Consider the following 22,372-nt stretch of genomic DNA (forward strand, 5'->3'; position numbering starts at 1 on the left):
GCCAGCTACTCGGCCGCGCGAACCGCCGCGATCGCCCGCTGGCGCTTCTCGACGATCTCGTGGACGCGCTCCTTCTTGTCCTCGACGTCCTGCTGGTCCTGCAGCCAGTAGAGGTCGGTATAAAAGGCGACGAGCGCCTCGACCTCCTCGCCCGAGAGGTGGCCGACGTCGTCGGCGTTGCTCTCGTAGACGACCGGCCGCTCCACGGTCTGAGTAAGCTGCTCGTACTCGCCCCGCTCCGCCATCTCGTCGACGTACGAGAGCGCGTCCAGCTCCGTCTCGAACGCGCGTCGGAGGTGGTTGCGCGCCGCGCGCCGCCGCCGCCAGAACAGGAAGTACGATCCGGCGATGGTCGCGACTGCGCCGATGATGCTCCCGAGGACGAGCCCAACGAGTGCTCCAGCCACGGCAGCGAGTTGGGTCGTTCGGGGGAAAGGTCTCTCGGCCGGCTCGAGTCGACGGTCCGCGACAACGTTGGCCGCCCCGGTCCACGAACACTTTTGCCCGCGCCCGATCTCGGTCAGCGTGATGCAGGCTTCGACGGCGAGGGACGAGGTGCTCGACCGGGCGCTGTCGATCAGTCCCACGCAGTTCGAGAACCTCTGTCGGATCCTGATCCGGCGGTCCGAGCCGACGCGGGAGCTCGAGCTGACGCCACGCTCGGGCGACGACGGCATCGACGTCCACGCCGTCGTCGACCGCGACGTGTTCCAGGCGCGACTGGGCGTGCAGGCGAAGCGCAACGACGAGTCGAACACCGTCTCCTCGAACACGATGCGGACGTTCAAGGGGTCGCTCCGGGAGGGCGGCTACCACGTCGGGACGTTCATCACGACCGCCTCGTTCAGCGCGCCCGCCGTCGACAGCGCCAGACAGGCGTCGATCCGACTGCTGGACGGCCCAGACCTGGCCGAGCTCATGGTCGAGAGCGAACTCGGAGTCGAGGAGCACGACGGCGACTTCGCGACCGATCCCGAGTTCTGGGACCTCTTCGAACTCGAGGACGACGACCGCGTGCGCTCGGACGCGGTCCCGCAGGCGGACGTCGTCGGCCATTTAAATACCGTCCTCCGCGGCATCGACGAGGGGTACGACGTCAAGCCCCAGATAACGGAGCTGCTGGAGCGGGAAACCGGCGAACCCTGGGACCCGAGACAGGCCGACTACTACCCGCACGCCGCCTGGCCGCTCGGGTTCGTCCACAAGGACACGACCGTCGAGTACGAGGGGTACGAGCGCCGGCAGTGGGTCCTCTCGCGGATCGGCGCCGAGTACGTGGAGTACCTCGAAACGGGCAACGAGGCAGCCGCCGAGGCGCTGCTGGAGGAGCGCATTCGCGAGATGGCTATCGCGAAGCCGATCCTCCGGACACTCCGACAGGAGGGCAGTATCGACCACGCCGAGCTGCAGGCGTTAGTGATGGAGCACACCCTGCCGCCGGAACACGAACACGGCCTGTCGAAGAGCACGGCCGACAGGCGCGGGAACACGCTCGGCCGCTGGCTCGAGAAGCTGCCGGAGGTCACGCGGCACGGGCCGTCGCTGTCGCGGTCGACGTACGTGTACAACCGCTCGTAGCAGAGACGGACCACTAAGGGGGTCGGCCTGGCTCACTATCTATACCCATAGAGCCCCTGAGCCATAGCTAACTTGACGAGGAGACGGTATCCGGGTAGCCTCTATTATGAGACTCTCGAGCAATACTGGTCAAATATACCTATCTGATCAAATGAGCACGATATACTTAGTTTTCAATCACTACTGCGACAACAAAATTTCGTGGAAAATCTGGTCTGCGGCCGATATTTCTGGTAGAAACTGTTAACCCTACATTACGGACAGTAGTATCACATAAGGTGCTGACAAAATGATCATATTGAGAAACTCATTTTGGAATATCGGATTATTCTCTACCAAGAATAGTAGGGCTCTTTTATGTAACTCTTCTGAGACTGCAGTAATATTTCTAGCGCAGGTTAGGAAAATGAACCCAGTTACAAATACTACTCCGCCGACTATAATCCGGTTCCTGAATGCTAAGCCATCCATTATTGGGACAACTGAGTGCAGAAGCTCCAACAACCCCAACGGCGAATTCTGAATCAACTCAATCAAAACGGAAACATCCGTGGCTCCGTCCAAATTCCCGCTGATCACTAACCAGGAAAATATCACACCACTCAATGAGAAGCCAAATACTGAGACTAAAAAACCCCAAAATGAGTAGACCAAATAAGGAAAAACCGGGGTTCGTTCATGATTTTCTATGGGTCGTACATTACTTTCATGTGCAAATAATACTCTCCATGATAAAATGAGAAAACCTTGCCAATAATCTGAGTAGTCCGGGCCGAGAGGAGAATTATTCTTCCGCTTTTCCAATCCCATACGGAGTATATTCACCGTCCTCGTGAGCGCCACGTAGAGGAACGTCATTATAACAGTGTATGTGTATAAAAACTCCAAAGTACCAATTTTGGCGGAGACAAAAAGGACGGGAAGCAGGATTAGAGCACACGTAACAGGTGCCAGGGTTTCGAAAATATTCTCCCGAATCTCATACCAAAACCTCATATCAAGGGAGTCATCAGCCTAATTTCCGCACTTTCAAACTGGCAATTCGATAGCGCGGTAACCTTACTCGGGCGCGATACGCATTAAATATCGGAAAAATCAGAAATATGCAAAGGGGCGCGAACCACTGAAGTCGCCGATAAGGGTCCGTCAGGATGTCGTGCAGATCGAGAGCAAGCCCTGCCGTGAAAATGAATGAATATGCGATAATTACATAAAAACCAAGAGTTCCCCAAATCCCTGAAAGGGTTTTTAATAACATAAACTCAGGGTACATCTTCAAACCGTCATCAATTGATATTCCCTGTTTCCAATCAGCTAGTGCTGCAATCAAACTCCCACCAGCAGGGGCAAACCAGCTAACGAGAATAATTACTACGCCGCAAAATACACTTGATAGCGAGTTGCGGTCTGTCCACATCCGTTTACCTACAGCATATATTTAATCCCGGTTGTAAAAAAGCGTGAGTATACCGGAGTGAAAGTAAAGCGGAGACCACTGAAACCGTTTTGTGTCTTGGTAGTAAGAGGAGTTCTGTAACAAATTGCCATATCCCACAGATATGGTATAGACCCAGATCTCCCGAATACAAACCGTCTCAAAGGCCTGCGAACCCGACATATACCGGATTACACACAGTCGGACTCCCGAAACTGGCTGAGACAGTCGAACGACGCGTCGCAGTCGGTACACTCCCACTGGTCCGTCACAGTGTGCTCGCCGATCTCGCGCGGCCACTCGGATGCGCTCATGCGCGAGGATCCGACTGGTGTCCCAATGAGTGTTCCGCCGAGCCCGACGAGCCGATGACGAGCGGCGGCCGACCGGGCTTTTATACGCCATCTCGCGGACCTGTGACCATGAGCAACGACGACACCCGTTCAGGGAGCAGCGACGCGGACCGACGCCTCGTTACCGGCTGGCAGGGCCGATACTACGAGGACTTCGAGGTCGGGGATATCTACAAGCACCCGTACGGGCGCACCGTGACGGAGACGGACAACGTCTGGTTTACGAACCTCACGATGAACGTGAACCCGATGCACTTCAACGAGGCGTACGCCGCGGAGACGGAGTTCGGCGAGCGCCTCGTCGACGGGACCTTCGTCATTGCGCTCGCGGTCGGGATGAGCGTCGTCGACGTCTCCGCGAACGCGACCGCCAACCTCGGCTACGACGATATCCGCCACCACGCGCCGGTCTTCCACGGGGACACCATCTTCGCGGAGAGCGAAGTGGTCGACAAACGCGAGTCCGACTCCCGGGACCACGTCGGCATCGTCACCACGGAGCTCCGCGCGTTCAACCAGCACGACGACCTCGTGCTCTCCCTGGAGCGCACCCCGATGGTGCTCAAACGCGAGCACGCCCAGCCGTCGGCCGCGAAACCGACCGGCTGGCCCGAGGGCGTCGGGACGCAGCCCGACGATTTATAAGGGGATGACGACGCGACGCCGCTTCTCGGTGAGTGGAGACTCTGACTGGTCCGGGATCGGTCGGTAACTGCGGATGAGGAATGGACGGCTTCGTCGATGAGGAGCCACCGGTGTTCACCGTCCGGCCACAGCACGGCCACAGCACGGCCACAGCACGGCCACAGCACGGCCACAGCACGGCCACAGCACGGCCACAGCACGGCCACCACACGGCCCCTCTCACACCTCGTATTCGTCCGCGATCCGGCTCATGGCGTCGAAAAGGCGTTTGCGGTAGACGTCGACGTCGTCGCCCTCGATCGGGTTGCCGTGGATCGGCGCGATGGCGTCGACGGCGAACTCGTCGAAGATGGCGTCGAGCGTGGTCTGGACCTTTTCGGGTGCGACGTAACGGAGCCAGACCAGGTTGTCGCGGTGGTACTCGTATATCGATTCGGCGGGTGTCGCGTCCGCGAAGTCGCTCGAGAGGTAGTCGCACTGGCCCGGCTCGTGGTAATTGCCGAAGCCGTCCGCGGTGAAGAGGACGCCGTCGCCGTGGTCGTAGATCCAGGTCGTATGTGAGCGGTCGGCCAGCGGCGGGTCGATGAAGCTGAAGGTCCGCCCTTTCACCTCGAGCTGGCCGCCGATCTCGCACTTCCGGGCGTCCGGGAGGCCCTGCTGGCCCGGTGAGCCGGAGGAGGCGACGAGTTCGACCTCGTCCGTCTCGGCGCCGAGCGGGGTCACGTTCCCCGCGTGCGGGTAGTCGGAGTGCGAGAGGACGATCGCGTCAGGGCCCTCGCCGTCCGTCGCGTCCTCGATAGACTCGGTGATCCCCTCGCGGTGGTAGAAGGAGCCCGAGTCGATGAGGATGACGTCGTCGCCCTCGCGGACGAGGTACAAGGAGACGTGTTCGTGCTCGCCGTCGTGCTCGTAGCACTTGTTCACCCATTCGACCGTCTCAGTTACGTGTACAGTCATGGATTACCCCAGCGTGCCGATCCGGCCCTCCTCGTCGAGGGTCCGGGTCACGTCCTTCATCATCGCCATGTACTCCGTCGGGTTCTCCCGGATCACGAGCCCGTGGGCGGGCGCGATGATCGCCGGGTCGAACTTCTCGATCAGGTTGTCGATCTCCGCGTTCGTGCGGTCGACGTCGACGTACTGGTACCAGAAGAGGACGCGGCCGTGGAACTCCGTGAGCCGGCTCGTCTCGAACTCGCCGTCGAGCTCGTCGACGAACGCGAGCGCCTCCTCGTCGAGGTGGGGAAAGCCCATCCAGTCGACGGGGAACAGCGTCTCGGTCTCGCGCTCGGTCATCCAGACGGAGACCGGCGCATCGAGGAACGTGGCCTCGTGGAAGTCGACGACGCGGTCGCCGAGGTCGATGCTGTCGCCCTCCGCGACGTGTAACCCCTCGTCGAGCCGGTAGAGCTCGTGGTCGTTGCCGTACGCCGGCGCGACGAGCGTCGCCTCCGGATACGCCTCCAGGATGGGCTTCGTGTTGCCCGCGTGGGGCACGTCCGGGTGGGAGACGACGAGGTAATCGAGCCCGCGGTCGCCGACGACATCGTCGACCGCATCGAGGATCTGCTCCGTGCTCGCGGGCGAGAGCGTGTCGAACAGCAGCGTCTCCTCGCCGCCGTCGACGAGGTACGCACACTGGGGGATGTACGCCTCGCGCCCCGCCTCGTACCAGTCAGGCTGACGTTCGGACAGGTTCAATTTCTCCGCACGGTCAGGTCCGGATTCGTATATCCAGTGAATGCCGGGCACGATTTCGCGATTCACAATCGTGGGTTGTTCGACGTTCACAAAAACCTCGCGACACCCACAAACGAGGGGTGCCTGGTGTCACGCCCGGTCGGGCCAGTACGGAGTCGATTCCCACGGGGCGGTGAAAACCGCGGTCAATACGGTGCGTCCACGAAGTTACTTTATCGAAAAAGTATCGAATCTAGATGTTGTGTCTAATTATGATATTTATGCTGGTGTCGTGTTATCGGCTTCGGGTTCTGGAGGCTGGCTATAGCACATCTGGAGGACTAAATGCTTATCAAACTGCGCTCGTGGAAGGGGGTCCCAGTTCACCGAACAAGCGATTGAATGTAGTTATATAGTAGTTACAAATGAAATCATCCTATTTTTAAACTATTTTTGTCAAAACTTATGTTTTTATCGTGCTATCCGATGCCACCATTGTGCTTCTCACCTACCTCAATTGAGGCTCCAAAACAGGAGATCGTTCACTCGCCGCGTCTCGTTTGTCGACCAGATATTAGTTATATCCTTTGATAGTAGGAATATACCATACTATTTTAGATATATTCACAAAACCTGTCTGCAACCCCAGGCTGGCTCTTTCGCCAACTAACGCAGTCCGAAGGGGGGAGGCGCACAGATCGATTTCGACGGGCACAGCGATACCTACTCTCCACACGCGTTGAAACAGGGTTTACCGGTCACACGTTCGAGAAGAGTACCCCCAACCGAGCTGCAAAGTCGGTCGAGACGTGGCGAGCCGTCGAAAGTTGACCGAGAGGCTTACAACTGTACGCTTGTTATTACTACAGAGCCGAAGAACCAGTCCTCGACGAGGACCGAGTGACGAACGGGGTATGGAGAGAAAAGAACTATTGGCAATGATCCCGACGCATGACGTATGACTGGGGCTGACACCGGCGACGGGAACTCGACCGGCCGGCGGGGCAAGGTCGTCCGCCTTATCGAAGAGTACGACCTCGACGACGTCGGAGCCGAGATGGAGCACCTATGGACGGCGGACGACGACCGCCGGAGCCTCCGATCGCTGGCGACGTATTTTAACAAGGAGCTTCTCGCAACAGCGATGGCTGACGCGGGAACGCAACCGTTCGATGACGAAGTCGAGACCGCTTACGAGCTCCTCACAGGTGACGACGTGAGCAACGCGGAGCAGACACGGCTTCGTCGGCGACTGGAACGCGAAGGCGTCGACGTCGAGGGGCTGCTAACGGATTTCGTGACGTACCAGGCGATCCGGTCGTACCTGAAAGGTGATCGCAATGCGGAGTACGAACGGGATGACCGCGATCGGACCGTCGTGGAGGCGGAACATATCCAACGACTCCGCGGGCGCACCGAGAGCGTCATCGAGAGCAAACTCGAACAGCTCCGGAAGAGCGAGGAACTTGTTCTGGGGGAGACGCAGCTGTTCGTCGATATCAACGTTCTCTGCAATGACTGCGGACGACAGTTTACGATCGACGAACTCCTGGACCGCAGTGGCTGCGAGTGTTCAGGGAACGGCACCGAGTAGCCCCCCAGCGTCCGTGTTCGGGGGCCGTCGACGCACGGCTTGCTCGTTCACACGTTTTCCACCACTCCGATCGCGAACGAGATTACCGGTCGGAAACGCCGTTTCGACCAACCACCCGAGCCTAGTATAACAACAGTACGTTTGTTATTCTGGTTGCGAGCCAGTGACGACGGACAAGGCGAGGCGCCGCGAGATTCCCCGATAGCCGCCGACTTCGAGTAGAATCACGTTCTTCCCGTTCACGGGAGCTGCGTCCTGATACGACGATCTGCTCGCCAAGGTGTTCCTGTTTCTCCGGCCATTGCGATCACATTGAAAACTCCGTTAATATATACAGAATGCAGAATTCGGCGTGATTGACGAGACATCGGCTCGGGCTATCGCCGCAACGGACGGTTTGACCGACCGAGACCCAATTTAACCCGTCTATCGGGTTGTTTAAAAGATAGACGGGCGAAATCTGTCGATGGATATCTCGCCATCGTTATGATATAGAGAACAGTTTTGTCCCTATATCAGCGCTGAAACGGAACAAGCGGGTTGACGTTCCATCCGTGTACCCAGATGGAACGAGTCCCTCACTGTGCCTCGATCACGTGTTAGGAGATACCATCTGTTCGACGTAGTATCGGGGGTACCGTCGAACGAGACTCGGGTTCTATTATGTGGAACACGTGTTCCAAGGAACATCCGTGGAGACGACCACATGACCGTGACCACATACGAGCAAACGAGGTGATGGGGCGGAGATCTACGGTGCCGGAGGTCTCACGGGTGGTTCAGGTAGGATACCGTTTTGAGGAAAACAGGTTCGACTGACAGGCTGTCCGAAGCGGTTGTGTGATCCCCCAATATTATTTTCCAGCACTCCACTCAAGCAGTATGGAAATCACAGACGTTGAGGCCATCCCACTTGCCAGTCCCGTTGATAGCGTCGAGATGAAATTGGGAGAAAACGACCAGTCAGTCGCAGTTCTGCCCGTCCTCGTGAAGGTCCACACCAGTTCCGGTATCACCGGCCTCGGCGAGACACTCACCTACGATCCAACCGGGGAGGAAGCTCGGTTCATCGCGAAGGGCGTCTCATCGCTTGCGACCCACCTCGAAGGCAGGGACCCGGTCGACGTTACCCAGCGATGGACGGACCTGTATCAACACGTGAAACGCTCGGGGGCGTTCAAACCCCTGTCGGCTATCGACGAAGCCCTGTGGGATATCGCTGGAAAGGACGCGGGGAAACCACTCTACGAACTCCTCGGCGGCTCCGCAGGCGACGTCGCCGCCTATGCGACGTTCCCGCACCGCAAGCCGACCGACCGTCTCATCGAGGACGGGAGTTGGCTCGCCGACGCCGGCTTCGATTCGATGAAGATCACCGTTGGAACGGACCTCGAGGCGGACCGAGAACGGATCACGACTATCGCGGAGTCGCTTCCCGACGACTTCGGCCTCTCGATGGATGCAAACACGTCGTACGGGTTCTCGGATGCACTCAGTCTCGCGCGCACCGCGAGCGACCTCGGAATGGAATGGTTCGAGGAACCGATCGCGCATACGGATATCGACGGCCAGGCGGAACTCAACCGGCGGACCGGCGTCCCGATCGCGGCGTACCAGTCCCATTACCCACACTATCCTGCTGTCGATCACCTCACGGCCAACGCGCTCGAGGTGTACCAGCCGTCCCTCTACATCAGTGGCGGCGTGACCGCCGCAAAGCGGGTATCCACCCTCGTCGAAGCGTTCAACAAGCGCTTCGTCCCGCACGCGTTCGGGCCGCTCGTCAATTACGCTGCCAGTCTCCACGTCTCTCTCGCCAGTTCCGCCTGCGACCTGATCGAGTTCGCAGTGTACGACGACGAGGCGACCGATCCCGGGGAGTACATCGCGAGTCCATACGTCGCCAACCAGTCGGAGTTCAGCCTCGACGCCGACGGAACCATCTCTCCCCCTGAACGGCCGGGGATCGGGGTCGAACTCGACGACGCGAGAGTCGAGGAGCTCCGTCTGGACTAGGGAAAAACGGGATTCGGAACGACGAGGGCGTTTTTCGAGCTGCCTTTCCGGACGACAGGACCGACCGATCAAACGGTCGTGACGGGATTACCGAGCGTCCCGACGTCGTCGACGTGAATCCGGATATCATCGTCGGCCTGAAGCGTGAACGAGTCGGGCGGCACGAGCGAGGTCCCGGTCAGCAGAACGCTCCACTTCGGGACGGTGTTGTGCTTGACGTAGTAGTCCACGAGCTCCTCGCAACTGCGCTTCATCTCGCCCGTGTTCGTCGTGTCGTCGAAGACCGTCTCGCCGTCGCGCTCGATCTCCATCCGAATCTCGAGGTCGGCCGGATCGATCTCGTCCCAGGAGACGACGCACGGGCCGAGCGTGCAACACCGCTGATAGACCTTTGCCTGCGGGAGATACAGCGGGTTCTCGCCTTCGATCGCGCGGCTACTCATGTCGTTTCCAGCCGTGACGCCGACGATCTCCCCATGTCGTAACACCAGCCCGAGTTCGGGTTCGGGGACGTTCCAGTCGGAATCACCGCGGATGCCGACGGGTTCGCCCGGCGCGACGAGTCTACTCGGCGTCGCCTTGAAGAAGATTTCCGGACGTTCGGCGTCGTAGACGTCCATATACATCTCCGGCATCGTGCTTTCCTCCTCGCGAGCCGCTTCGCTGATAGAATACGTGACGCCGGCGCCCCACACTTCCTCCGGGACGACCGGAAGTGCCGCATTCTCGGTGAGACGAGACGCCTCGACTGGCTCGGCTTCACCCAGGTAGGATTCGGCGATGTCGTCGGGATCACCACCAGTGATGGCGGCAGCATCGGCGAGATCCGTGAACGATGTGAGATTGCTGTTCGCAGCTGTGAGATCGTATGCGCCATCACCGTCCGAAACGGCGAGCCTATCGCCGTCCGGTCCGACGCGGAAGTACTTGAGTGACATTAGTTGTGGGTGCAGGTGTCGTTAACAGCTATTCCTGGTCTCCGAACGCGCCGCCGTGACGCAGTTCCTCGAGCCTGTCGTCGTCGTCGACTGCCTCGGCAAACACGGAGTCGGTATGTTCGCCCAGCTCGGGTGCCGGCTCGTCGATGGAGGTATCGTGGTCGGGGAAGTTGATCGGATGGCCGGGGAGAACGCACGATCCCCAGTCGGGATCGTCGTGGTCCTCGACGAGCCCACGGGCCTCACTCTGCTCGTAGTTAACCACGTCTTCGACGTCGTTGAGCGGCCCGTTCGGGAACCCGTATTCGGTCAACTGTTCGAGCCAGTAGTCGGCTGGCTTCGCCGCGAACTCCTCCTGGATGATGCCGATGACCTCCTCCCTGTTCTCCAGCCGATCCTCGTTAGTCGGGTAGTCTCGAAGTTCCTCGCGCCCCAGCATATCCACGAAGTCGTCCCAGCGCTCGTCGCTCGGAACCCCCGTCACGATACGGTCGTCGGCCGTCTCGAACATCTGATACGGTACGGTGAACTGATGGGAGGTCCCCTGTGGCCCCGGCACGTCGCCAGTCATCGAGTGGCTCGTCAAGTACTCGTTCATCAGGCTCACGATCGCATCGTACAACCCGACGTCGAACTGACCGCCTTCCCCGGTTCGGTCGCGCTCGTGGAGCCGTGACAGGACACCGATGGTTGACAGCAACCCGGCGGTCAGGTCGCCGATCGCCTGGCCGACCTTTACAGGAGATCCGTCCTCGGGGCCAGTAACGCTCATGATTCCCCCCTCCGCCTGGAGGATCAGATCGAGGCCCTTCTTCTCCTTGAGCGGCCCGGTTTTTCCGTATCCTTTGATGCTCGCGTACACGAGGTCGTCATTGACCTCGGACACCTCGTCGTACCCGACGCCGAGTTTGTCCGCAACGCCGGAGCCGAAGTTCTCGAGAAACACGTCAGCGTCCGCAAGGAGTTCGAGGGCGGCTTCCTGTCCTGCTTCGGTCTTCAGATCGAGCGTCACCGACTTCTTGTTTCGATTGTTCGCCATGAAATATGCCGACCTGTTCTCCGGGCCGACCCCCTGTGTTCGTGCTGGGTCGCCGACGTTGGGGCGTTCGACCTTGATGACTTCCGCACCCATGTCCGCCAGCAGCGCACCGCAGAACGGGCCGGCACGGTGGACGCTCATTTCGACGACTTTCAGATCCGATAGTGGTCCCTCTGATACCATGGTCTGCTGTTGCATACCGGCTGTTAAAAAAATTGGCCATCCAACAAACTGCTTCCGGCGAGTTATCGACTCGACTTCACGTATCTGAGGGCCCCGCTCACGTCCATCCGAATGACCTCGCGGGCTGTCTCCGGCTTCCAGACGTCGTATTTCGGGTGATCCGAATCGACAAAGGAGTCCACGACGGCCGATTCGTCCTGGTGCGTCTCCCAGCTGGCTTCGACTTCCGCCACCCACGCCTGCAATTGCTCGGCGTAGTCGTCGAACGTCGACTCGGGATCGGATTTCGGTCCGTAGTGGGGGTACAGGAGCGTCTCGATCTCGAGCTCCCGGAAGCGTTCCAGACTTCGAAGATTCGCGGCCAGGTCGAAGTCCGGCGGCGGTGTCGTCGGATACAGGTCGCCGTCGAGGAACTCTCCGCACTCGTCGGCCACGAAGAGCGCTTTGTTCGTCCGGTCGTAGAGGCACATCTGGTGTGGCGCGTGGCCAGTCGCGTGGAGCACCTCGAACGTCCGGTCTTCGAACGCGATCGTGTCACCGTCGGTGAGTACACGGACTCGGTCGCGAGGAACCGGCGTGGCTGTCCCGTACTGATCGGCTAACTCACCGACCGCCTTTTTAACCCCGCTCAGCAACCGCTCGAGTTTCGCCTCGTCCGTCAGGAAATCGACTCCCGCCTCGTGGCAGAGAACGGTGGCCTCCGGGTACTCCTCGGCCAGGTAACCGACCGCACCGGCGTGGTCGAGGTGGACGTGCGTTACCGCTATGTAGTCCAGGCCACCGTCGTCGATTCCGAGCGACGCCAGCGCATCGATGAGCCGTTCGAGACTCGTCGAGAACCCCGGATCGACGACGATCGACTCCTCGCCGTCGACGATGTAGGTCGCCACGTGACCGTGGTTCTCGAAGGATCCCGTATCGGTATAGTAGACGTCGTCGACGTTCTGCACAGTGTTGAGTGTCATATTGATAAGGAGGCGTCAGCTACGAGTTCGGTTCTCAGTCCTCGATGAACTCGTCGACGAGTTCGCGTCGCTCCTCAGTGGCGAACTGCTCCCACCAGACTTCGGCCTCGAACTCCCTGGCCGTTTCCAGGTCGGGTGCCTGGGCGCTGTAGTTGATCGCGCGCTTCGAGTTCTTCACAGCCTGCCGACCCGTGTCCTTGATGGCCTGAACGATCCCGTCGACCTCGGCGTCGAGTTCGTCGCGTTCGACCACGCGATTGACGAACCCAATATCCCGAGCTTCCTGCGCGTCGACCATACCGGCAGTGTAGACGAGTTCCTTTACTTTGGCCTCGCCGATCAGTTGTTCCACGCGGTAGGTGGACCCGCCACCCGGGATCTGTCCGATGTCCGTGGTCGGGACGCCGAACTTCGCCTCGTCGACGGCGATACGCAAGTCACAGAAGGACGCGAGGATGAGACCGCCGCCGACACAGTATCCGTTGATCTTCGCGATGACCGGCGCGTGGAGATCGTAGGCCTTCGTGTACACTTCCTCGTAGAACTCGTCCTGTCGGTCCTTCTGTCGCGGATCGTGATCCTCCGCCGGACCGGCGTACTGGTCGATGTCCGCACCACTACAGAAGGCGTCGTCCCCTTCGCCGGTGATAACGACTGCATCGATGTCCCGGTCCAGCTGGATTTCGGAGAACGCCCTGGAGAGGTCGAGATACACCTCCGTGCTGAGCGCGTTGTACTTCTCCGGACGGCGGAACGTGATCGTCGCAACGTCGTCGGATACGTCTACTGTGATACTCTCGTAAGCCTCGTATGGCATACTCAACCAGAGTTCGAACAGCAATTTAAAACCCAGTGATCGGGGGATTTTTACGTGCTCTCCGGGCGCTATCCCCGACTTCCTCGATCGAGAGAACCAGCAGCACGGAACTGGGTCCCACGGACTAGCGAGCCCATTGCTGAGCGCCGACGTCGATAACTGGAGTACCTGCAAGCAGTCGAGGGTGTCTCGACACGACCAGCTTCGAGGCCGAATCGGACACGAATCAAAACGACGACCCACACACCGTCTGGACAGAGCGGCGCAGTCCGCGCCGACCGGTTTTATCGCGGCGCGGTCAGAGCGCGTCCCGGTAGAGTTCTTCGAGGGCCGCTTCGTCGGTTCGGCGTGAGTTCCCGGCGAGCAATCGCTCCATCTTCTGTGTTTTCGCTGCCAGGTCCGGGACTGCGTCGACAGTTATGCCGAGCTCGCCGAGGCCGGTTGGGAGATCGACGTCCGAAACCAGCTTCTCCACTCCGTCGGCTGCTTTGCGCGCAGCGACATCGCGGTCCAACCCCTCCACGTCCTCCCCGAGCAGTTCGGCGACGTTTCGGTACCGATCCGGACAGGCCGTCGCGTTGAACCGTATCACGTCCGGGAGGACGGCCGCGACCGTCGCACCGTGCGGTGAATCGAACTCGGCCCCGACAGTCATCGCCATGGCGTGGGCTGCGCCGAGACCGGCGTTCGTAAACGCAACACCGGCCATGAAGCTTGCGAGGGCCATGTTTCGTCGGGCCTCGATGTCCGCTCCGTTGTTGACGGCCGTCCGAAGGTTATCGGCGATGAGCTCGATCGCCGAGCGCGCGAACTGGTCGGTGACCAGGTTGCGGCCGTTGTAATCGGGACGCTCTGCCGGCGTCTCCGGGCTCGGTTTTGCATCGAACCGGCGGGTCGTGTACGCCTCGATCGCGTGAGTGAGCGCGTCGACCCCTGATGAGGCCGTAACCGCTGGGGGAAGCGACACGGTCAACCCCGGATCGATGAGCGCGGTATCCGGATACTGATATCGGCTCGAAATACCGACCTTGAGATCCTGCTCCGGTAACGAAATGACCGAAACCGGCGACGTCTCCGAGCCAGTCCCGGACGTTGTTGGGATGGCGACTGTCGGAACCGCCTTCTCGGTAACGGATTTTCCGTCGCCGGTCGGCGGCGCGACGTAGTCGAGTATCTCGCCGTCGACCCCGAGGAGAACGCTCGTTGTCTTCGTGACGTCGATCGCGCTCCCGCCACCGAGCGCCACCAACGCGTCCGGCTGCACGTCGCGGGCGCGGGACAGGGCGTTCGCGAAGACGTCTTTCGAGGGGTCCGGCTCGACCCCGGTGAAGACGTGAGTCTCCAGATCGGTGCCGAGTGTGCCGAGCAGTTGATCGACCAATCCAAGATCCTCCAGCTCGGAATCGGTGATCAGCAGTACCGAATCGGCATCGAATCCATCCAGGACCTCCGGTAGTTCCTCGCTCGCACCGGTTCCGAACTTCACACGGTTCACCGTCTCGAATTCCCAGACTGACTCGGGCGTGAACGTTGACATCGACACCGATGATGGAGAACAGAGGAACATAATACTGGTGTCCTTACGGAATACTATCCACCTCTCCACAGCGGAACCCTCCCCCCACCTGGTTCTCTCCCCGAATCAGTGGTGTGGGCTCGGACGGGCCATACGCTGTGACCCTGTACCGATTCGCGATGGTCTCCCAGGAAGCGCTCGAACGTCACCGGCGTTCCGCGGAGCGATCGATGCGCACAGCACTGAATTCTATAGAGAAGCTCTCGTATGGTGAGAGGTAACAATTCTGCACCTACCCCAATTATTAATAAGTATGGTCCGAACACGTGTGATGGACGACACCAATGAGCGACCACAACTCGATCTCGAGTAGACGGCGGTTCGTGCAGACAGTCGGAGCAAGTGCACTCGTCGGCATTGCCGGATGTAGCAGTAGTGAAGGCAGTAGTAACGGCGGCGGCAGTACGAGCACCAGCAGTGGCGGGAGCGACGATGGCTGGACCCCGGAGCGGAATCTGTCGGTTATCGTTCCCTGGGGCGCTGGCGGCGGGACCGATACGATGACCCGCGGGGTAATGAAGCCAGCCGAGGACATTCTCGCGGAGCGCGGCGTCGACGTCAGCATCAACGTGGAGAACGTGACGGGTGCTGGTGGGCTGAACGGCGCACGTCGCGTGCTCAGCAAGCCCGCGGACGGCTACACGATATTCGCGAGTACCAACGCGATCACGCCGAACGTCGCGCTGGACAAGGCGGATTTCACGCTCGACGACTGGGCGGGCATTGCCCGGGTCCAGCACGACACCAGCTGGATCTATTCGAGCGGTCGCGACGGCGTCGGTCACAAATCCGTCGACTCGCTCCTCGAAAAAGCCAAGAATGAGGGTATCCAGCTGGGGGCTGTCGGTGGTGTCCTCGGTGGCGCCTTCACTATCCAGTTCGCCAAGGCAGCCGGTATCTGGGAGAACACCCAGATCGTTACCTACAACGACGCTGGTCGGATGCGGACGGACGTCATTTCGGGCGAGATCGACGGGGCCTTCGGCGAGATTCAAGAAATGAAGTCCGCGTATCAGGACGGGGAAGTCAGCCTCCTCGTGGTCGGGACTGAGGACTCCGTCGAAGACTTCCCGGACGTCACCGCCGCCGGTGAACGCGGCTGGGACGCCACCTTCGGAACCATGCGTGGATTCAACGCCAAAGCCGGGACGCCAACCGAGGCACTCGATTACTGGTCGCAACTGGTCGAGGAAGCCATGCAGACCGACTCCTACCAGCAGCTGGCCGAGGAGACGATGGTCGACCTGCGGCCCGGGTATCTGGGTCGGCAGGAGTGGATGAACCAGATGGAGGAGAACCTGGAGTTCTACAACAAGATGGAGAAGCTCTACAACGAGAAGACTTCGTAGCTGTTCCTGTCAGAAACCTATTAGCAGGGTTTAATAGACCCGGTCAAAATTTTTCGTACGCGAACTAGTACCATCAAATATGAACTACAGTACCAAATGGACTATGCGCTATACGGCAGGTGACCGGCAATGGTAATCAGCGAACTCGCTGCTGGGTTCGCCAACATCCTCACTCCGTTCAACATGGTGGTCTTCATCGGGGCGTTGATACTCGGGATGCTCAGCGGGGCGATCCCGGGGATGAACGGCACGATGACGGTCGTCCTCCTGATTCCACTGACGTACGTCATGGACCCGGTAACCGGGATCATGATGCTTGCAGTCATCTACGCTGGCGCAGTGTACGCGGGGTCGCTCAGCGCGATACTCTTCCGTGTCCCGGGTGCTCCGGAGGCGATCATGACCACCCTCGACGGGTACCCGATGAATCAGCAGGGGAAACTCCGTGAAGCGATCAGCACCGCAGTGTTCTGCTCCGCGTTCGGCGGCATCGTCGGTACGCTCTTCCTCATTTTCTTCTCACCGATGCTCTCCCAGTGGGCATACCAGATCTCCAGCGCGGAGTTCTTCGCCGTTATACTGCTGGGCCTGGCCCTCATCTCCACCGTCGGCTCGGGGAACGTCCCGAAGGCCACGATGATGATGGCTGGGGGTGTGTTCATCGGCGTCATCGGACTGGACCCGATGACCGCCCGTACGCGGTTCACGTTCGGGAGTAACATCCTGATGAGTGGCATCAACTTCATCCCCGTCATCCTGGGCGTGTTCGCGCTCTCGGAGGTCTTCAAACAGGTCCAGGACAACGACCAGATGGTCGGCGGCGGCGGTGATGGCGACAGCGGGATCGACATGGACGAGGTCAAAGGTGGCGGAATTTTCCCGCCGATCAATTACATCAAACGGTTCTCCAGGATCCTCGGCCTCAACTCGGTCTTCGGAACGCTGATCGGCGTGCTGCCCGGTGCCGGTGCGACGACAGGTGCACTGTTCGGGTACACGTTCGGTCAGCGAATCGTACCGGAGAAGATCCGGAAGCAGTTCGGCACCGGCGTTCCGGAAGGAGTCGCTGCACCCGAGACGGCCAACAACGCCGCCGCTAGCGGGGCATTCGTCCCGCTTCTCACGCTCGGCATTCCCGGTAGCGCTACGACGGCAGTGATCCTCGCCGCGTTCATCCTCCATGGGATCCGTCCTGGACCGGGAATGATCCAGCAACAGTCGGAGCTCGTCTATACGATTTTCGCAGCGCTCCTGCTGGCGAACGTCGGCATCCTTCTCGCCAACAAGCTGATCGTCCGGTCGTTCATCAAGGTCCGCCATATCCCCGAGCCGTTGTTGCTATCGCTGATCGCCATGTTCGCAGCTATCGGCGCATATGCGACCCGGACGATCGTCTTCGACCTCTGGGTCATGCTCGTGTCCGGCGTCGGCGGATACTTCCTCGAGAAGTACAACTATCCGATCGCACCGCTCGTCATCGGGCTCGTCCTGGGTCCGCTCGCCGAACCGTCACTACGACGCGCCGTCATCAAATCACAGGGGGACTTCATGGTGTTCCTGACACGGCCGATATCGGCAGTTCTCGTCGTCCTCGCAGCGCTCGCGTTCTTCATCCCGCTGTTCCAGGACACGGAACTCGGTCAACGTGTCGTCGATAAACTGTTCGGCTCTCCGGAGGTGAAGTCATGAGCAATCCCGAGGGCGACGCCGGTAATTCGACGGACGAACAGAGGGCGATCGAGGACCTCAAAGACAGCGAGGTCCCCAGCTACTACGTCGACGCACTGATCACGCTCGGGTTCCTCGTCGGTACTGCCCTCTTCCTCTACCTGTCTACCGACCTCGCCGGGATGCGGTCGAACAAGTTCGATCCCGGTACGGCCTTCTGGCCACGCGTTGCCCTGTTAGCAGTCGCTATCGCCGCTATCATCAACGCGGTATTCCTGTTCTATCGACTCCGCGAGGCCGGACCCGTCATCCCGCCAGTCGAACGCATCTCGGACAGTGTTCGCGACGCTGTTAGCGGCATGTCCGAGGAGGAACAGATGTTCTACCTATCGATCATTTCGGTCACGCTGTATCTGGCCGCGCTCAAACCGACCGGGTTCGTCTTCTCGACCCCGCTGTTCCTGTTCGTCTTCGCCTGGATCGCTGGGTATCGGAAACCAGCGAAGCTGGTGGTGTTCAGTCTCGCTACCACTGTCTTCCTCTTTGGAGCATTCCGGACAGTAATGAACATCGCGCTTCCGTACGGGGACGGCATATTCCGAGAGCTCAGCCTCTTCGTCGAGATCGCTTTCAACTCGATTCTGCCGTAGCGGTTCTTCCCCGGTTTCCGGGTTTTAACTCGCGACCGACCGCGAGCCACTGAAGCTTCACTTCACCGGTAAACGACGAGTAATTCTCCCGTATCGAGGCCCGCGGAGACGGGCCTACTCCTGCAGGATGGTTACGACCGGCCGACCCGCGCTCAAAAGCACCGACTGTGTTACGCTGCCGAAAATCACCTTCCCGACCGAGGACGTTTGCCTTCCCCCGAGAACGATGTACATCGCGTCCTCGTCGCTTGCGTGAGTGACGATCTCCTCGGCGGGTTCGCCGACGAGACCCACAGGCTGTGCCTCGGGAGCCACAGCCTCGCTCTGTTCACGAGCAATGTCGGCGGCCAGTTCCTCGACACGGTTCATCTCGACCGCCTCCCCCGTCTCATCGAACGAAGTACGCTCCAGGTCACGTAACTCCGCTCTGCTCAGTACGTGAGCGACCTGAAGGGACTCGTCGAACGCGTCGGCCAGTCGCTTCCCCTCTTTGACGATTTCAGTGGAATCCTGGTCTCTGTCTACAGCTACAAGTACGACCATAGGTGCGTCACAATCGTTACAGGGTGAGTGATTAAAGTTTGTGCCGCCGGTGTGGTGCCTCCTGCGGCTCGAATCGGTCCGGACCCCGAAATAGGGAAAAGTTTTTGGTAAAAGTTAACGAGCCATGTGTTATGATGAAGGAAGCCAAGAATCCGGTCGAGACGACGAAGAAGTCGTTCCGTCTCATCGAGGAGCTCATGGAGCGCGATTCCGCCGGCGTGACGGAACTGGCTACCGATCTGGGGATGAGTAAAACGGTCGTCCATAACCATCTCAGCACGCTCGTCGAGGAGGGGTACGTGATCGGCGACGACGGCGACTACTCGCTAAGCCTGAAATTTCTGGAGCTCGGGGGATACGTCCGGACCAAACACCCCCTTTACGAGGTCGCCGAACCGAAGATCCACAAGCTTGCCAAGGACACGGGGGAGTTAGTTAACCTCTCGACCGAGGAGTACGGAAAAGCCGTCTATCTCTATCGAGCGAAAGGCGATAACGCGGTCGACGTCAACACCTCTGCCGGTCTTCGAACGTACATGCACTGCACCGCGCTCGGGAAAGCGATGTTGGCGTACTACCCCGAAGAGCGGATCGATGAGATACTCGATAGATACGGGATGCCGGAAATGACGCCGAACACGACCACCGATCGCAACGTGCTGTACGAGGAGCTGGCCGAAGTGAGGGAGCGCGGTTACGCGCTCGACATGGCCGAGCGTCTCGAGGGATTACACTGCGTCGCAGTGCCGATCCAGGACGACGAAATCCCGATCGGCGCGATCAGTATCTCCGCGCCAGCCAGCCGGATGTCGAGAGAAAAGATCGAGACGGAAGTCCAGGAGTCGATCAAAGACACCGCAAACGTGATCGAGCTCAACCTCAGATACTGATCGACGGAACCACCGCCCCGGTTCCCGGGCCGGACTCCGAAGCGGGACCGGCGATTAGAAACCGCGACGGTTCACGTCGAGAGCACGTCTTCGATCAGCGCAACCCCCTCCGTGCTCGTTTCGATGAGCGGAGGACGGACGTGGTGGGATGACAGCCGACCGCTCGCGACAGCAGCCGTCTTGAGCACGGGAGCGAACCCTTCTTCGAGCCCGACGTCGAAGATCGGCGTGATCGCCGTCTGCTGGAGTCGTGCCGCTCGCTCGTAGTTCCCCTCCACGATCGCCGTCGCCACGTCGAGGAAGATTTCCGGGGTCGCGTTCGTCAGACCACAGATTCCACCAGTCGCGCCGATCTGAACGCTCTGAACGAACTGGGTATCGAACCCCTGGTATACGTCGAAGTCATCCGGCGTCGCCCGAAGTACAGCTGAGAAATGCTCGTAGTCACCGCTGGAATCCTTGAGGCCGACGATATTCGGATGAGAGCTCAACGCCTCGGTCACTTCCGTCGGGATCTGCTGTCCCGTACAGGACGGAATATCGTACAGGTATATCGGAAGCGCAGCGTCATCGGCGACGGCCGCAAAGAACTGCTTCAACCCGGCCGGGCTGTTCGGGGCGTGGTAGTAGGGGGAAGGAAGCAGCGCGGCATCTGCCCCGGCCGCAGCTGCGGACTCGATCCGCTCCACCGCCGACCGAACCGCCGTGGCCGCGGCACCGGCTATCACCGTCTGTCCGTGAGATGAATTCTCGACGGTCGTCTCGATTACTCGTCGCCGCTCCTCGGGAGTGAGACTGGCGACCTCCCCGCTCGTCCCGCAGGGTACGAATCCGTCGATACCCGTCGCAGCCAGCGATTCGACCAGCTGACCGAGCGCATCGGTATCGACCGTTTCGTCGGTAAACGGAGTGACGAGCGGACAGAGTAACACTGGATGTGACGTCGTCGTTCTGTGTAGATCGTTTTGGTCGGGTTCCTGCATCTAGTAGCCCTCGTAGACGGTCTTGGAGATCGTATAGAAATCCATCGCTGCCTCTCCCTGTTCCCGGAACGTCTCGCTGGACGATCGCTTGCACCCGCCGAAGGGAACGTGGAGCTCCAGACCCGTCGTTTTCTCGTTGACCTTGACGACACCCGCCTCGACTTCGTCGACGAACCTGTTCGCTTCGCTGTGATCGTCAGTGACGATGCTGGCCGAGAGCCCGTACTCCACGTCGTTGGCAACCTCGACGGCTTCCTCGAAACTGCCGACTTCGATGATCGACAACACGGGACCGAAGATCTCCTCTCGAGCGATGCGCATGTCGGGAGACACGCCGGAAAAGACGGTGGGTTCGACGAAGTACCCGTCCGCGTATTCGTCTCCCGTCGGACGACCGCCGCCCGCCTCCAGGGTTGCTCCCTCCTGTTTACCGACGTCGATGTACTCGAGTGTACCCTGCAGTTCGCTCTCGCTGACGTGTGGCCCCATCCCCGGATCCTCCACTCCGGGGCCGACGTCGATGTTCTCGGCATAGTCGACGATTCCGGAGCGGAACTCCTCGGCCACGGCTTCGTGGACTATCGCCCGTGAGCAGGCTGTACACGCCTGGCCGGTGACGCCGAACGTCCCCGCGCCGACGATATCGACTGACTGCTCGACGTCCGCGCTCGGCATGACGACCGTCGGGTTCTTCCCACCCATCTCCGCCTGAATGCGCTTTTTGCCATCCGTCGCGCTGTCGTAGACGTGGGATCCGACCTCCGCGCTGCCGGTGAACGAGACGGCGTCGACGTCGTCGTGCTGAACGATGGTCTCGCCGATCTCGCTGCCGGAGCCGGTAACGAAATTCGCGACCCCGTCAGGAACCCCCGCCTCGTCCAGGCATTCGAACAGCTTTCGAGCGACGTTCGGGGCCTGTGAAGCCGGTTTGAGGACGACCGCGTTGCCCGCCGCGAGCGCCGGCGCGAGCTTCCACGCCGGGATCGCGATCGGGTAGTTCCAGGGCGTGATCAGTGCAGCCACGCCGACCGGTTCCTGAACCGTGTACAGGTTGCTGTCCGTCCCGCTGGCGGCCTTGACGGTCCCACGGTAGTCGCGGGTCTTCTGTGCGTAATAATAGAAGATGTCGATCGCGCGCTGTACCTCGGGTCGCGCTTCGCTGAGCGTCTTGCCCTCCTCCCGACTGAGCGTCTTCGTCAACTCCTCCTTGCGGTCTTCGAGCCGTTTGGCGGTCTCTTTGAGGATATCACCGCGTTCCGGCGCGGGAACCTCCGCCCACCCGGGCTGTGCCGCGGTCGCCGCCTCGACCCCCGCATTGGCGTCCGCAGTCGTCGAATACTGGAATCGTCCAATGACCTCATCGGGGTCGGCCGGGTTTCGGAGTTCGAAGGTGTCTCCGGAATCCGATTCGGTCCACGTACCATCAACGTAATTCCCGTAGGCATCGCTGGGCATACCAATCCAGTAATC

At 60.1% G+C, this 22,372-nt stretch carries 22 protein-coding genes; 8 read left to right on the forward strand and 14 right to left on the reverse strand.

Annotated features, from left to right (window positions below):
- Positions 1–5 precede the first annotated feature (5 nt).
- Complete coding sequence (locus ACQE3M_RS11220) at positions 6–407, reverse strand: SNARE-associated domain-containing protein (RefSeq protein WP_430505695.1); 402 nt, start codon at positions 405–407, stop codon at positions 6–8.
- A 121-nt stretch (positions 408–528) separates the two neighbouring features.
- Here ACQE3M_RS11220 and ACQE3M_RS11225 point away from each other — a divergent pair, with 121 nt between their 5' ends.
- A complete protein-coding gene (locus tag ACQE3M_RS11225; protein WP_430505696.1) occupies positions 529–1,578 on the forward strand; it encodes a restriction endonuclease in 1,050 nt (349 codons plus the stop codon).
- Positions 1,579–1,827: 249 nt separating this feature from the next.
- Here ACQE3M_RS11225 and ACQE3M_RS11230 read toward each other — a convergent pair whose 3' ends face one another.
- The 3 genes from ACQE3M_RS11230 to ACQE3M_RS11240 all read right to left on the reverse strand — a co-directional run bounded on the left by ACQE3M_RS11230 (position 1,828) and on the right by ACQE3M_RS11240 (position 3,327).
- Positions 1,828–2,436, reverse strand: coding sequence for a hypothetical protein (locus ACQE3M_RS11230; protein ID WP_430505697.1), 609 nt, complete (start codon positions 2,434–2,436; stop codon positions 1,828–1,830).
- A 151-nt stretch (positions 2,437–2,587) separates the two neighbouring features.
- On the reverse strand, positions 2,588–2,995 hold the full coding sequence (locus ACQE3M_RS11235) for a hypothetical protein (protein ID WP_430505698.1): 408 nt from the start codon (positions 2,993–2,995) through the stop codon (positions 2,588–2,590).
- A 209-nt stretch (positions 2,996–3,204) separates the two neighbouring features.
- Complete coding sequence (locus ACQE3M_RS11240; protein ID WP_430505699.1) at positions 3,205–3,327, reverse strand: hypothetical protein; 123 nt, start codon at positions 3,325–3,327, stop codon at positions 3,205–3,207.
- A gap of 108 nt (positions 3,328–3,435) precedes the next feature.
- On the opposite strand from ACQE3M_RS11240, the gene ACQE3M_RS11245 reads away from it, so the two are divergent.
- Positions 3,436–4,011, forward strand: a complete 576-nt coding sequence (locus tag ACQE3M_RS11245) for a MaoC family dehydratase (RefSeq protein WP_430505700.1) — start codon at positions 3,436–3,438, stop codon at positions 4,009–4,011.
- A gap of 219 nt (positions 4,012–4,230) precedes the next feature.
- On the opposite strand, the gene ACQE3M_RS11250 is transcribed toward ACQE3M_RS11245, so the two are convergent.
- Positions 4,231–4,968, reverse strand: a complete 738-nt coding sequence (locus ACQE3M_RS11250; RefSeq protein WP_430505701.1) for an MBL fold metallo-hydrolase — start codon at positions 4,966–4,968, stop codon at positions 4,231–4,233.
- A 3-nt stretch (positions 4,969–4,971) separates the two neighbouring features.
- The gene (locus ACQE3M_RS11255) at positions 4,972–5,778 is read right to left on the reverse strand and encodes an MBL fold metallo-hydrolase (protein ID WP_430505702.1); all 807 of its coding nucleotides are present in this window, start codon (positions 5,776–5,778) and stop codon (positions 4,972–4,974) included.
- An 871-nt stretch (positions 5,779–6,649) separates the two neighbouring features.
- On the opposite strand from ACQE3M_RS11255, the gene rdfA reads away from it, so the two are divergent.
- Both rdfA and ACQE3M_RS11265 read left to right on the forward strand, forming a co-directional pair.
- The gene (rdfA, locus tag ACQE3M_RS11260; protein ID WP_430505703.1) at positions 6,650–7,285 is read left to right on the forward strand and encodes a rod-determining factor RdfA; all 636 of its coding nucleotides are present in this window, start codon (positions 6,650–6,652) and stop codon (positions 7,283–7,285) included.
- 882 nt (positions 7,286–8,167) lie between these two features.
- The gene (locus ACQE3M_RS11265) at positions 8,168–9,301 is read left to right on the forward strand and encodes a mandelate racemase/muconate lactonizing enzyme family protein (protein WP_430505704.1); all 1,134 of its coding nucleotides are present in this window, start codon (positions 8,168–8,170) and stop codon (positions 9,299–9,301) included.
- A 68-nt stretch (positions 9,302–9,369) separates the two neighbouring features.
- On the opposite strand, the gene ACQE3M_RS11270 is transcribed toward ACQE3M_RS11265, so the two are convergent.
- From ACQE3M_RS11270 to ACQE3M_RS11290, 5 genes are all read right to left on the reverse strand, one after another.
- Positions 9,370–10,239, reverse strand: coding sequence for a fumarylacetoacetate hydrolase family protein (locus tag ACQE3M_RS11270; protein ID WP_430505705.1), 870 nt, complete (start codon positions 10,237–10,239; stop codon positions 9,370–9,372).
- Positions 10,240–10,267: 28 nt separating this feature from the next.
- Positions 10,268–11,461, reverse strand: a complete 1,194-nt coding sequence (locus ACQE3M_RS11275; protein ID WP_430505706.1) for a CaiB/BaiF CoA transferase family protein — start codon at positions 11,459–11,461, stop codon at positions 10,268–10,270.
- 62 nt (positions 11,462–11,523) lie between these two features.
- Entirely contained in the window at positions 11,524–12,426 is a 903-nt protein-coding gene (locus ACQE3M_RS11280; RefSeq protein WP_430505707.1) for an MBL fold metallo-hydrolase, read from the reverse strand.
- A gap of 34 nt (positions 12,427–12,460) precedes the next feature.
- Positions 12,461–13,243 carry an enoyl-CoA hydratase/isomerase family protein gene (locus ACQE3M_RS11285; RefSeq protein WP_430505708.1) on the reverse strand — a complete coding sequence of 261 codons (783 nt, stop codon included), beginning with the start codon at positions 13,241–13,243 and terminating at the stop codon, positions 12,461–12,463.
- A 298-nt stretch (positions 13,244–13,541) separates the two neighbouring features.
- On the reverse strand, positions 13,542–14,780 hold the full coding sequence (locus tag ACQE3M_RS11290; RefSeq protein ID WP_430505709.1) for a hydroxyacid-oxoacid transhydrogenase: 1,239 nt from the start codon (positions 14,778–14,780) through the stop codon (positions 13,542–13,544).
- Positions 14,781–15,334: 554 nt separating this feature from the next.
- Between ACQE3M_RS11290 and ACQE3M_RS11295 the strand changes: the two genes are divergently transcribed.
- From ACQE3M_RS11295 to ACQE3M_RS11305, 3 genes are all read left to right on the forward strand, one after another.
- Positions 15,335–16,168, forward strand: coding sequence for a tripartite tricarboxylate transporter substrate-binding protein (locus tag ACQE3M_RS11295; RefSeq protein ID WP_430505710.1), 834 nt, complete (start codon positions 15,335–15,337; stop codon positions 16,166–16,168).
- 129 nt (positions 16,169–16,297) lie between these two features.
- Positions 16,298–17,857 carry a tripartite tricarboxylate transporter permease gene (locus ACQE3M_RS11300; RefSeq protein ID WP_430505711.1) on the forward strand — a complete coding sequence of 520 codons (1,560 nt, stop codon included), beginning with the start codon at positions 16,298–16,300 and terminating at the stop codon, positions 17,855–17,857.
- On the forward strand, positions 17,854–18,486 hold the full coding sequence (locus ACQE3M_RS11305; protein WP_430505712.1) for a tripartite tricarboxylate transporter TctB family protein: 633 nt from the start codon (positions 17,854–17,856) through the stop codon (positions 18,484–18,486). The genes ACQE3M_RS11300 and ACQE3M_RS11305 overlap by 4 nt, the downstream gene beginning before the upstream one ends.
- 114 nt (positions 18,487–18,600) lie before the next feature.
- Here ACQE3M_RS11305 and ACQE3M_RS11310 read toward each other — a convergent pair whose 3' ends face one another.
- Positions 18,601–19,029, reverse strand: coding sequence for a universal stress protein (locus tag ACQE3M_RS11310; RefSeq protein WP_430505713.1), 429 nt, complete (start codon positions 19,027–19,029; stop codon positions 18,601–18,603).
- Positions 19,030–19,160: 131 nt separating this feature from the next.
- On the opposite strand from ACQE3M_RS11310, the gene ACQE3M_RS11315 reads away from it, so the two are divergent.
- Positions 19,161–19,919, forward strand: coding sequence for an IclR family transcriptional regulator (locus ACQE3M_RS11315; RefSeq protein WP_430505715.1), 759 nt, complete (start codon positions 19,161–19,163; stop codon positions 19,917–19,919).
- Between the two features lie 71 nt (positions 19,920–19,990).
- Here the strand turns inward: ACQE3M_RS11315 and dapA are convergent, their stop codons facing one another.
- Positions 19,991–20,902 (reverse strand): 4-hydroxy-tetrahydrodipicolinate synthase, encoded by a 912-nt coding sequence (dapA, locus tag ACQE3M_RS11320; RefSeq protein WP_430505716.1) that lies wholly within the window; start codon positions 20,900–20,902, stop codon positions 19,991–19,993.
- Positions 20,903–22,357 carry a 2,5-dioxovalerate dehydrogenase gene (gene xacF, locus ACQE3M_RS11325; RefSeq protein WP_430505717.1) on the reverse strand — a complete coding sequence of 485 codons (1,455 nt, stop codon included), beginning with the start codon at positions 22,355–22,357 and terminating at the stop codon, positions 20,903–20,905. It lies immediately after the preceding gene.
- Positions 22,358–22,372: the final 15 nt, after the last annotated feature.

The organism is Halosubterraneus shenae (assembly GCF_050510935.1).
Taxonomy (GTDB): Archaea; Halobacteriota; Halobacteria; order Halobacteriales; family Haloferacaceae; genus JBDGPU01.

What these genes read in the sequence shown, in the direction of transcription:
- ACQE3M_RS11225 (WP_430505696.1), top strand. Translation starts at nt 529, where the DNA reads ATGCAGGCTTCGACGGCGAGGGACGAGGTGCTCGACCGGGCGCTGTCG.
- ACQE3M_RS11230 (WP_430505697.1), bottom strand. Translation starts at nt 2,436, where the DNA reads ATGACGTTCCTCTACGTGGCGCTCACGAGGACGGTGAATATACTCCGT.
- ACQE3M_RS11235 (WP_430505698.1), bottom strand. Translation starts at nt 2,995, where the DNA reads ATGTGGACAGACCGCAACTCGCTATCAAGTGTATTTTGCGGCGTAGTA.
- ACQE3M_RS11240 (WP_430505699.1), bottom strand. Translation starts at nt 3,327, where the DNA reads ATGAGCGCATCCGAGTGGCCGCGCGAGATCGGCGAGCACACTGTGACG.
- ACQE3M_RS11245 (WP_430505700.1), top strand. Translation starts at nt 3,436, where the DNA reads ATGAGCAACGACGACACCCGTTCAGGGAGCAGCGACGCGGACCGACGC.
- ACQE3M_RS11250 (WP_430505701.1), bottom strand. Translation starts at nt 4,968, where the DNA reads ATGACTGTACACGTAACTGAGACGGTCGAATGGGTGAACAAGTGCTAC.
- rdfA (WP_430505703.1), top strand. Translation starts at nt 6,650, where the DNA reads ATGACTGGGGCTGACACCGGCGACGGGAACTCGACCGGCCGGCGGGGC.
- ACQE3M_RS11265 (WP_430505704.1), top strand. Translation starts at nt 8,168, where the DNA reads ATGGAAATCACAGACGTTGAGGCCATCCCACTTGCCAGTCCCGTTGAT.
- ACQE3M_RS11270 (WP_430505705.1), bottom strand. Translation starts at nt 10,239, where the DNA reads ATGTCACTCAAGTACTTCCGCGTCGGACCGGACGGCGATAGGCTCGCC.
- ACQE3M_RS11275 (WP_430505706.1), bottom strand. Translation starts at nt 11,461, where the DNA reads ATGGTATCAGAGGGACCACTATCGGATCTGAAAGTCGTCGAAATGAGC.
- ACQE3M_RS11280 (WP_430505707.1), bottom strand. Translation starts at nt 12,426, where the DNA reads ATGACACTCAACACTGTGCAGAACGTCGACGACGTCTACTATACCGAT.
- ACQE3M_RS11285 (WP_430505708.1), bottom strand. Translation starts at nt 13,243, where the DNA reads ATGCCATACGAGGCTTACGAGAGTATCACAGTAGACGTATCCGACGAC.
- ACQE3M_RS11290 (WP_430505709.1), bottom strand. Translation starts at nt 14,780, where the DNA reads ATGTCAACGTTCACGCCCGAGTCAGTCTGGGAATTCGAGACGGTGAAC.
- ACQE3M_RS11295 (WP_430505710.1), top strand. Translation starts at nt 15,335, where the DNA reads ATGAAGCCAGCCGAGGACATTCTCGCGGAGCGCGGCGTCGACGTCAGC.
- ACQE3M_RS11300 (WP_430505711.1), top strand. Translation starts at nt 16,298, where the DNA reads ATGGTAATCAGCGAACTCGCTGCTGGGTTCGCCAACATCCTCACTCCG.
- ACQE3M_RS11305 (WP_430505712.1), top strand. Translation starts at nt 17,854, where the DNA reads ATGAGCAATCCCGAGGGCGACGCCGGTAATTCGACGGACGAACAGAGG.
- ACQE3M_RS11310 (WP_430505713.1), bottom strand. Translation starts at nt 19,029, where the DNA reads ATGGTCGTACTTGTAGCTGTAGACAGAGACCAGGATTCCACTGAAATC.
- ACQE3M_RS11315 (WP_430505715.1), top strand. Translation starts at nt 19,161, where the DNA reads ATGATGAAGGAAGCCAAGAATCCGGTCGAGACGACGAAGAAGTCGTTC.
- dapA (WP_430505716.1), bottom strand. Translation starts at nt 20,902, where the DNA reads ATGCAGGAACCCGACCAAAACGATCTACACAGAACGACGACGTCACAT.
- xacF (WP_430505717.1), bottom strand. Translation starts at nt 22,357, where the DNA reads ATGCCCAGCGATGCCTACGGGAATTACGTTGATGGTACGTGGACCGAA.